A 3,497-nucleotide genomic window follows, 5' to 3' on the forward strand; every position below is an offset into this window, starting at 1 on the left:
TGCGGCGATCGATCATCGGAGGTCTCCGGTCGGTGGGTCCCTCCGCCTTACGAAAGTTTCACCTCGCCGTCCGCATCCATGCGGCCTCTTCACAGCCTCTTGTCGTCAGAAGGCCGAAGCATCAGGCTCCGGTCCGGGATTAAAAGGGGATACCCACATGGAAGACTTCATTCCGCTGGTGGCCATTCTGTCGGTCTTCGGCTGCATCACCGCCATCGCCTTCGGCCCGACCTATCTGAAGTTCCGCGAGCGCCGCGAAACCCAGGAAACCGTCCGCCGCGCCATCGACAAGGGCCAGGACCTGCCGGCTGAAGTGCTGGACGCCCTGACCAGGGACGTCACCAAGAACCTGCCCTCGCGGACCCGCGACATCCGCCGCGGCATCATCTGGCTGGCGGTCGGCGTCGGCATCGCGGCCTTCAGCCTGATCAACAACATGGGCTGGCAGGGCGGCAACGACTGGCACGGCGAGGTCGGCGACGGCCTGCTGGGCATCGCCGCCATCCCGGCCACCATCGGCCTGGCCTTCCTGGTCCTGAGCTTCTTCAACAAGAACAAGGACTGAGCCGGGTCGGACAGGGGGACTGATCATGACCCAACCTCTGATCGACCGGCACGACGTCGAGCTCGCCGCCCTCGCGGCGGCGGGCGGACGGCGGGAGTTCGGCGAGCTGGTGCGCCGCCACGGCTCGGCGGTGCGCGGCCTGCTGCGGCGGATGGGGGCGCAAGCCTCGCTCGCCGACGACATCGCCCAGGACGCCTTCATCCAGGCGTTCGAGCGGTGCGCGGAGTTCCGGGGCGAAGGCACCTTCGCCGCCTGGGTCAAGCGGATCGCGGCGCGCCTCTATATCAAGCGCGTTGCGAAGGAAGCCCGCTATATCGCTGAAGTCGAACAGGAAGATGTCGCACCCGCCGCTGATCAGGCGGGCCTGATGGATCTCGACGAGGCGCTCAAGGGCCTCAGCGAGCCTGAAAGACTGTGTGTCTCCCTTTGTCACGGGGCCGGCATGGCGCATCCCGAGATCGCCGCCGCCCTGAATTTGCCACTCGGCACGGTGAAGTCTCATGTCAAACGTGGTCTGGATAAACTCCGCGCGCGGCTACAACCGCAATCCGCGCAGCCCCTGGGAGGAACGCAGCATGTCGGCTGACGAGTTCGATCCCCAAATCGAGCGCCTGTTCGCGCGCTCCCCGCAGCTTCCCGATGCGGCCCTGTTCACCGCCCGGGTCGAACAGCGCCTGCAGAAGGGCTCCCGCATGCGTGTCTTCGCCCTCGGCCTCGCCGGCGTCATCGGCGGCGTCGTGGCCGTGCGCGAGACGATGAGCGTGAACCTGGGCCTCGGCGACGGCGACGGCGTCGTCGCGGGCGACGCCCTCGGCCAGGGCATCCGCTCCACCTCGCTCAGCGTCCAGAGCGCCGTCCAGGGCGGCCTCGACCAGTTCGGTCTCGGCAATCTGGAGCTGGGGTCCATGGGCGGCATGCAGCTGTTCTGGATCGCCGCCGGCGCCCTGATCGCCCTGGCCGCGGCCGGCGTGATGAAGCTGTCGCAGGAGATGTGAACCGGCCGCCCCCAAACTGATCCGTCATCCTCGGGCCTGTCCCGAGGACCCATGGCGGCGATCAGCGCGAGCAGGAGGACGGGCCCGGCGCCTGGTCTTCAATCGACCTTATGGCGGATAAATGGGTCCTCGGGACAAGCCCGAGGATGACGGGGGTTTGGTTGGGCCCTATCTAGGGGGCCCATCCTCTGGAGCTCCGCCCATGTCCAGCCAGAAGCAGGAAACCGTCCGCCGTCTCGCGGCGCCCGACATCCGGTCGCGCAAGGGCGGCGAGCCCATCGTCTGCCTGACGGCCTATGACGCCCCGACCGCGGCCCTGCTGGACGACCATTGCGACCTGCTGCTGGTCGGCGACAGCGTCGGCATGGTCGTGCACGGCATGCCCAACACCGTCGGCGTCACCCTGGAGATGATGATTCTCCACGGCCAGGCCGTCATGCGCGGGTCCAGGAGGGCCATGGTCGTGATCGACATGCCCTTCGGCAGCTACGAGGGCGGCAAGGAACTGGCCTACGAGAACTGCGCCCGCGTGATGAAGGAGACCGGCGCCCAGGGCGTGAAGCTGGAAAGCGGTCCCACGGTCGCGGAAACCATCGCCTATCTGGTCCAGCGCGGCATTCCGGTCATGGGCCACGTCGGCCTGCGGCCCCAGGCCGTGCTGACCGACGGCGCCTTCAAGGCCAAGGGGCGCACTGACGAGGAGCGCCTGCGCGTCATGTCGGAAGCCGAGGCCACCGCTGACGCAGGGGCCTTTTCCATCGTCATCGAGGGCGTCGCCGAGGGGCTGGCCCGCGACATCACCGCCGCCGTCGACAAGCCCACCATAGGCATCGGCGCCTCGGCCGCCTGCGACGGCCAGATCCTCGTGACGCCCGATATGCTGGGCCTGTTCGACTGGACGCCGAAATTCGTCCGCCGCTACGCCGACATGCGGGGAGAGATCGACCGGGCGGTCGCCGCCTACGCCGCCGACGTGAAAGCCCGCCGTTTTCCTGCCGAAGTCGAGACCTACTTCTCGAAAAAGCCCGTTACGCCCTAAGGGCTGCGTTGCGGCGGGCAGGCTGACCCTCTAGGGTCCGGCCGGATTGAAATTCAACGGCCTGAGCGCCGTTTTCCGGGGGCGACGTATCCGTGGTTGATGTTTTCGAGCAGGTCGAGGAGGAGCTTCGCTCCGACCGCTACAAGCGGCTCGCCCGCACCTGGCTGCCGGTTGTCGGCGGCGTGCTTCTGGTCGCGCTGATCGCGGCCCTGGCCTTCTGGGGCTGGGACAGCATGCAGACCTCGAAGGCCGACAAGGCCTCGATCGCCTATGACCGCGGCATGGAATCGATGGCGGCCAACAACCCCGTCGGCGCCGATGCGGCCTTCACCCAGGCGGCCAGGGAAGGCAACGGGGCCTACAAGGCCATGGCCCTGATGCAGCGCGCCAACATCGCCCTCGACGCCAACCGCGTTCCCGACGCCATCGCCCGTTTCGACGAGGCGGCCAAGGCCTCGGGCGATCCGCTGCTCCGCGACGCCGCGGTTCTCAAGGCCGCCTGGCTGGCCATGGACAGCGAAACCCTGCCCCAGATCGAGGCCCGGCTTGCGCCGATCGCCAAGGACGGCCGCCCGTTCAGCCCGTTCGCGCTCGAGGCCCTCGCCATGGCCCGTCTCCAGCACGGCCAGACCGCGCCTGCGCGCGAGGCGCTCGTCCTGCTCAAGAACGGTCTCGACACCCCCGAGATCGTGAGCCAGCGCGCCGACCTGGCGATCTCCGCGATCGACTCGGGCGCCGCGGCCAATCTCACCGCCATCATCCGGGCCCAGGCCGCTCTTCCCGTCGCCGCTCCGGCCCAGCCCGCTGCGGCGGCCCCGCCGGCCGCTCCGGCCGCCGCCGCTCCCGCCGCCCCGGCCCGCCCGTGATCCCCGTTTCCAGGACGTCCGCCATGAATCGC

The 3,497-nt window shown here is 68.7% G+C and carries 5 protein-coding genes; all 5 read left to right on the top strand.

Features of this window, described 5'->3' with window-relative positions; genetic code table 11:
• Positions 1-157: 157 nt before the first annotated feature.
• The 5 genes from V6M42_RS10390 (at position 158) to V6M42_RS10410 (ending at position 3,465) form a co-directional block, all read left to right on the top strand.
• Entirely contained in the window at positions 158-565 is a 408-nt protein-coding gene (locus V6M42_RS10390) for a DUF6249 domain-containing protein (RefSeq protein WP_332660545.1), read from the top strand.
• Between the two features lie 25 nt (positions 566-590).
• Positions 591-1,151, top strand: a complete 561-nt coding sequence (locus V6M42_RS10395) for an RNA polymerase sigma factor (RefSeq protein ID WP_332678422.1) — start codon at positions 591-593, stop codon at positions 1,149-1,151.
• Positions 1,141-1,560, top strand: coding sequence for a hypothetical protein (locus V6M42_RS10400; protein ID WP_332678423.1), 420 nt, complete (start codon positions 1,141-1,143; stop codon positions 1,558-1,560). The genes V6M42_RS10395 and V6M42_RS10400 overlap by 11 nt, the downstream gene beginning before the upstream one ends.
• Before the next feature lie 202 nt (positions 1,561-1,762).
• Positions 1,763-2,599 (top strand): 3-methyl-2-oxobutanoate hydroxymethyltransferase, encoded by an 837-nt coding sequence (panB, locus tag V6M42_RS10405; protein WP_332678424.1) that lies wholly within the window; start codon positions 1,763-1,765, stop codon positions 2,597-2,599.
• Positions 2,600-2,691: 92 nt separating this feature from the next.
• The gene (locus V6M42_RS10410; RefSeq protein WP_332678425.1) at positions 2,692-3,465 is read left to right on the top strand and encodes a tetratricopeptide repeat protein; all 774 of its coding nucleotides are present in this window, start codon (positions 2,692-2,694) and stop codon (positions 3,463-3,465) included.
• Positions 3,466-3,497 lie beyond the last annotated feature (32 nt).

The sequence above is a fragment of the Brevundimonas sp. genome (assembly GCF_036677305.1).
Lineage (GTDB): Bacteria > Pseudomonadota > Alphaproteobacteria > Caulobacterales > Caulobacteraceae > Brevundimonas.

Coding starts and splice junctions, on each gene's coding strand:
- V6M42_RS10400 (WP_332678423.1), top strand. CDS start 1,141: ATGTCGGCTGACGAGTTCGATCCCCAAATCGAGCGCCTGTTCGCGCGC.
- V6M42_RS10390 (WP_332660545.1), top strand. CDS start 158: ATGGAAGACTTCATTCCGCTGGTGGCCATTCTGTCGGTCTTCGGCTGC.
- V6M42_RS10395 (WP_332678422.1), top strand. CDS start 591: ATGACCCAACCTCTGATCGACCGGCACGACGTCGAGCTCGCCGCCCTC.
- panB (WP_332678424.1), top strand. CDS start 1,763: ATGTCCAGCCAGAAGCAGGAAACCGTCCGCCGTCTCGCGGCGCCCGAC.